Genomic DNA, 5,872 nt, shown 5'->3' on the forward strand with positions numbered 1-5,872 from the left:
GCCGGTGCGGCCGACGCCGGTCTGCACCTCGTCGGCGATCAGCGGGATCGCGCGGTCCGCGGTGAGTCGGCGCATCCGGCGCAGCCAGTCGTCCGGGGCCGGGAGCACCCCGCCCTCGCCCTGCACCGGTTCCAGGATCATCCCGGCGGGCAGCGGCACCCCGGACTTGGGGTCGTCCAGGAGCGACTCGGTCCAGCGGGCGGCGAGTTCGGCGCCGTGCGGGCCGCCGACGCCGAAGGGGCAGCGGTAGTCCTGCGGATAGGGCAGCCGGGCGGCCTGGACCTCGGGCGCGCCCCCGGAGACGGCCAGCGCGCCGGCCGTCATGCCGTGGTACGCGCCGGTGAAGGCGAGGACACCGCTGCGGCCGGTCGCGGTCCGTACCAGTTTGAGCGCGGCCTCGACGGCGTCCGTCCCGGCCGGTCCGCAGAACTGCACCCGCGCCCGCCCGGCGAGACCCGGCGGGAGGGTGCGGAACAGCTCGGTGATGAACGCGTCCTTGACCGGGGTCGCCAGGTCGAGGACCGACAACGGGGCGCCGGAGTCCAGGACTTGGCGGACGGCCGCCAGGACCACCGGATGGTTGTGGCCGAGCGCGAGCGTGCCCGCGCCGGAGAGGCAGTCCAGATAGCGGCGGCCGTCCGCGCCCTCGATGGTCAGCCCGCGCGCCCGCACGGGCACGATGGGCAGGGCCCGTGCGTAGGTGCGCGCCGAGGACTCGCGCGCCGACTGGCGCCGCAGGATCCCCTCGTGCACGGCACTCGCCGGCCCGTGCGCTTCTTCCGCCAACGACTCGGTCACGGCCACGGCTGGCTGTCCTCCCGCTGAAAACAGGCGAGTTGATCCACGGGGACCAAGGACAGGCAGCGGGCCCCCCGCCGCCTACAACCGCTCACCGGGCGCCGGGGTCACGGCCTTACCCCGGATCGATGTGTCCTCCGCGCGCCGCTCGTAGCGAAACCGTTGCCGTACCGGCAAAAGTCGGGGGCGCCGAACGCATAGGGTGTGATGCCGTTCCGAAAGGTCAAGGCACCGGCCCGAACTCTCCCTGAGGGGGCCGCCGCTGTCCTGGCCGAGCGCCGAAGTTCCGTCACCACACGGGGAGTCACGAGCATGCGATCCATACGGCCGTCGTCCACCGACCGGCGAGGAAGGGGCATCCGCACCCGCCGCGCCTCGACCTCGCTGGCGGCGGTCGCCCTCGCCTCGGCACTGGCGCTGACCGCCACCGCCTGCAACGGCGACGACCAAGCCGACGGCAATCCGTCCGCCTCCGCCGCGGCGGCCGGCGCCGGCGACGGAAAGATCAAGATCCCGGACGATGTGCGCCAGAAGCTCAAGGAGCACGGGATCGACATCGACAAGTGGAAGAACGGCGCCTGGAAGGACTGGAACCGCAAGGACTGGCTGCGCGAGGCCAACGACTTCATCAACCCGATCATCAAGGGCCTGTGGGACCCGGACCGGATGCGGCACGCGGGCGACCCGGACAAGGGCGTCCACGACAACGACATCTCCGGTGACCAGGGCGTGACCGACCCGACCCCGCAGCCGGTGAAGGCGCGGCAGGTCGCGGCGCCGTACCACGCCAACGCGGCCACCTCGGGCAAGGTGTTCTTCGACTCCCCCGAGGGCCACATGGTCTGCTCGGGCACGGTCGTGGAGGACCCCGCGCACCCGGGCAAGTCCAACCTGGTGTGGACGGCGGGCCACTGTGTGCACGCCGGCAAGAGCGGCGGCTGGTACCGCAACCTCGCCTTCGTGCCGTCGTACAACAACGCGGCCCAGTCGGTCGACCAGCTCCAGCACGCCTCCCGGGAGCAGATCGCCCCGTACGGCGTCTGGTGGGCGGACGCGGCGCAGACCTCCCAGCAGTGGATCGACAAGGGCGGCGAGACCGGTGGCGACGGGGCGCCGTACGACTTCGCGGTCATCCATGTGACGCCGGAGCAGGGCAACGGCGGCAAGTCGCTGGAGGAGACCGTCGGCGGGGCGCTGCCGGTGGACTTCGACGCGCCCGCCGTGCCGAAGGTACGGGACATGACGGCCTCGGGCTACCCGGCGGCGCCGCCGTACGACGGCCAGCTGCTCTACCAGTGCGAGGACAAGCCGGGCCGGCTGTCGATGGACCAGGCCGACCCGACGATGTACCGGATCGGCTGCACCATGACCGGTGGCGCCTCCGGCGGCGGCTGGGTGGAGACCGGCTCGGACGGCAAGCCCGCGCTGGTGTCCAACACCTCGATCGGCCCGGTGACGTCCGGCTGGCTGGCGGGTCCCCGCTTCGGTGATGTGGCCAAGGGCGTGTACAAGTCGGTCAGCGACAAGTTCGCCGGACAGTAAGCCCTGCGGACCGTACGACGTGAGCCTGTACGGCCGTGAGCCTGTACGGCCGTGAGCCTGTACGGCCGTGAGCCTGTACGGCCGTGAGCCTGTACGGCGAAGGCCCGCCGCCCCCGAGGGGGTGGCGGGCCTTCGCCGTCGTACTGCCGTGGGTCAGCTCGCGGAGACCGGCGTGTACGGCGCCAGGTCCGCGGCCAGTTCCTCGTGCACCCGGACCTTGAGCAGGGTGCCCTCCGCGGTGTGCTCCTCGGAGATCACCTCGCCCTCGGTGTGGGCGCGCGCGACCAGCTTGCCGTGGGTGTACGGCACCAGTGCCTCGACCTCGACCTCGGGGCGCGGCAGCTCCTCGTCGATGAGCGCGAGCAGCTCGGCGATGCCCTGGCCGGTGCGGGCCGAGACGGCGATGGAGCGCTTCTCGACGCGCAGCAGCCGCTGGAGGACCAGCGGGTCGGCCGCGTCCGCCTTGTTGATCACGACGATCTCGGGTACGCCGGTGGCGCCGACGTCCCGGATGACCTCGCGCACGGCGGCGAGCTGCTCCTCGGGGACCGGGTGCGAGCCGTCCACCACATGCAGGATCAGGTCGGAGTCGCCGACCTCCTCCATGGTGGAGCGGAACGCCTCGACCAGGTGGTGGGGCAGATGCCGGACGAAGCCGACGGTGTCCGCCAGGGTGTACAGCCGGCCGCTCGGGGTCTCCGCCCGGCGCACGGTCGGGTCCAGGGTCGCGAACAGCGCGTTCTCGACCAGGACGCCCGCGCCGGTGAGCCGGTTGAGCAGGGAGGACTTGCCGGCGTTGGTGTAACCGGCGATGGCGACGGAGGGCACCTTGTTGCGCCGGCGCTCCTGGCGTTTGATCTCGCGGCCGGTCTTCATGTCCGCGATCTCCCGGCGCATCTTCGCCATCTTCTCGCGGATCCGGCGCCGGTCCGTCTCGATCTTGGTCTCACCGGGACCACGCGTGGCGAGGCCGCCGCGACCGCCACCCATCTGCCGGGACAGCGACTGGCCCCAGCCGCGCAGCCTCGGCAGCATGTACTGCATCTGGGCGAGCGCGACCTGCGCCTTGCCCTCACGGGACTTGGCGTGCTGGGCGAAGATGTCCAGGATCAGGGCGGTGCGGTCGATGACCTTGACCTTGACGACGTCCTCCAGCTGGATCAGCTGGCCGGGGCTCAGCTCACCGTCGCAGATCACGGTGTCCGCGCCCGTCTCCATGACGATGTCGCGCAGCTCCAGGGCCTTGCCGGAGCCGATGTAGGTGGCCGCGTCGGGCTTGTCGCGGCGCTGGATCACGCCGTCGAGCACGAGGGCGCCCGCCGTCTCCGCGAGGGCGGCCAGCTCCGCGAGGGAGTTGTCGGCGTCCTGCACGGTGCCGGTGGTCCACACGCCGACGAGCACGACCCGCTCCAGGCGGAGCTGGCGGTACTCGACCTCGGTGACGTCCTCCAGCTCGGTGGACAGACCCACCACACGGCGCAGGGCCGCGCGCTCGGAGCGGTCGAACTGCTCGCCGTCCCGCTCTCCGTCGATCTCGTGGCTCCAGGCGACGTCCTCTTCCATCAGGGCATCGGCCCGAAGACCCTCGGGGTAGGCGTGCGCCGTGCGCTTGGCGTCCTGGGAAGGGGAAGAAGAGGAGGTCATTGGATCCTTACGTCGATGGGAGTGCCATGGCGGCGTCGGTACGGCGGCCCGGCAGGACCGCTCGTCATGGTCAACGCTCGGGTACCCCGGGAGATTCCCGTGTCCCGCGCGGCGCCGACCCGAAGATGGTCGCACGAGGCGGCGCGCCGCGTCACCGTGTTATCGCGGGGGCGGGGCGGGGCCGCCGCCCCCATTTCGCGGGGCCCGGGCAGCGGCGTTGTCCTCCCCTCCCGGGGCCGGAGCAGCGCCGTCGCGCGCCCGTGCCGGCGCCGGGGCGGGGGCGTCGCCGTCCCGGCCCGAGGCCGTAGCAGTGCTGCCGCCCTTCCCTCTCGGGGCCGAAGCGCCGCCGTAGGGCTCCCGTGCCGGGGCCGGGGCGCCGTCCGTCGGCTCACCTGTGGGCCGGTCGCTTGGCCGCCTTCGGGGACTTCGCGGGCGGGTCGGCCGGCTTCCAGTCCGGGTGGCCGGGCATCGGCGGGGTCTTCTCGCCGTACAGCCAGTCGTGCAGGAAGCCGCTGAGGTCCCGGCCTGCGACCTCGGAGGCCAGGGCGATGTAGTCGTCGGTGGAGGCGTTGGCGTCGCGGTGGTCGCGGACCCAGAGCCGTTCCAGGCGCTCGAAGGCGGGGCGGCCGATCTCCTGCCGCAGGGCGTAGAGGGCGAGGGCCGCGCCGTCGTAGACGCTGGGCCGGAAGATGCTGATCTTCTGGCCGGGCGCGGGCAGCTTGGGCCGGGCGGGCGGACCGCCGGAGGCACGCCAGCCGTCGGAGGCGGCGTAGGCGGCCTTCATCCGGTCGATCATCGGCTGGTGGCCCTTCTCCTGCGCGTACAGGGCCTCGTACCAGGTCGCGTGCCCCTCGTTCAGCCACACGTCGGACCAGGTGGCGGGGCTGACGCTGTCGCCGAACCACTGGTGGGACAGCTCGTGCACCATGACCGACTCGACGTACCACTTGGGGTAGGCGGGCTCGGTGAACAGGTTCTTCTCGAAGAGCGAGAGGGTCTGTGTCTCCAGTTCGAAACCGGTGGTGGCGTTCGCCATGATCACGCCGTACGTCTCGAACGGGTACGGGCCGACCTTGCTCTCCATCCAGGCGATCTGGTCGGGCGTCTTGGCGAGCCAGGGTTCGAGGGTCTTGCGGTCGGCGCTGGGCACGACATCGCGCAGGGGCAGTCCGTGGGGGCCCTCGCGGCGCGGCACGTCGGAGCGGCCGATGGAGACCTGGGCCAGCTCGGTGGCCATGGGGTGCTCGGTGCGATAGGTCCAGGTGGTGCTGGAGCCGGTGCGCCGCGCTCCGGTGGGCAGGCCGTTGGCGACCACGGTGTAGGCGTCGGGCGCGGTGACCCGGAAGGTGAACATCGCCTTGTCGGAGGGGTGGTCGTTGCACGGGAAGACCAGGTGGGCGGCGTCGGCCTGGTTCGCCATGACGAGTCCGTCGGTGGTGGGCACCCAGCCGCCGTCGCCCTTCTGGTCCCCGGTGGGCCGGGGGTCGCTGGTGTGCCGCACGGTGATCCGGACCCAGTCGCCCCGGCGCAGCGGCTGTACGGGGGTGACGACCAGGTCCTCCCCGGCGCTCTGGAAGTCCGCGGGGACCCCGTCGACCTCGACGGAGCGGACGGTGCCGCGCGCGAAGTCCAGGTTGAGGCGGTCCAGGTCGGCGGTGACCCAGGCGTCGATGGTGGTGACGGCCTGGAGCGGCTTGTCGTTGGCGCCGGGGTAGGTGAGGTCCACGTCGTACGACGCGACGTCGTATCCGGGGTTGCCCAGCGTCGGGTACAGCCGGTCACCGATGCCGAGCGGCACGGGCGGGGCGGCGGCCCCGAGCAGGCACAGGGAGCAGACGGAGGCGGCGGAGGCGAGCAGGACGGCCTTGCGGCGGCGGGGGCCGGGGGC

Annotated in this window: 4 protein-coding genes; 1 reads left to right on the top strand and 3 read right to left on the bottom strand. The window is 72.4% G+C overall.

Annotated elements, in window-relative coordinates:
* On the bottom strand, positions 1–804 hold an 804-nt coding region (locus CCN72_RS35180; RefSeq protein WP_143664315.1), incomplete at its 3' end, for an aminotransferase class III-fold pyridoxal phosphate-dependent enzyme.
* 306 nt (positions 805–1,110) lie between these two features.
* Here CCN72_RS35180 and CCN72_RS35185 point away from each other — a divergent pair.
* Positions 1,111–2,340: a trypsin-like serine peptidase gene (locus CCN72_RS35185; protein ID WP_208638183.1), complete on the top strand. Its 1,230-nt coding sequence runs from the start codon at positions 1,111–1,113 to the stop codon at positions 2,338–2,340.
* Between the two features lie 153 nt (positions 2,341–2,493).
* Here the strand turns inward: CCN72_RS35185 and hflX are convergent, their stop codons facing one another.
* The gene (gene hflX, locus CCN72_RS35190) at positions 2,494–3,984 is read right to left on the bottom strand and encodes a GTPase HflX (RefSeq protein ID WP_086812428.1); all 1,491 of its coding nucleotides are present in this window, start codon (positions 3,982–3,984) and stop codon (positions 2,494–2,496) included.
* 388 nt (positions 3,985–4,372) lie between these two features.
* A partial coding sequence (locus CCN72_RS35195) for a M1 family metallopeptidase (RefSeq protein ID WP_107430259.1) occupies positions 4,373–5,872 on the bottom strand: 1,500 nt, incomplete at its 5' end.

Origin of the sequence: Streptomyces murinus (assembly GCF_002154555.1) — a bacterium.
GTDB classification, from domain to species: Bacteria; Actinomycetota; Actinomycetes; order Streptomycetales; family Streptomycetaceae; genus Streptomyces; species Streptomyces murinus.

Excerpts from the sequence above, each read along its gene's own strand:
- CCN72_RS35185 (WP_208638183.1), top strand. The coding sequence starts at position 1,111 with ATGCGATCCATACGGCCGTCGTCCACCGACCGGCGAGGAAGGGGCATC.
- hflX (WP_086812428.1), bottom strand. The coding sequence starts at position 3,984 with ATGACCTCCTCTTCTTCCCCTTCCCAGGACGCCAAGCGCACGGCGCAC.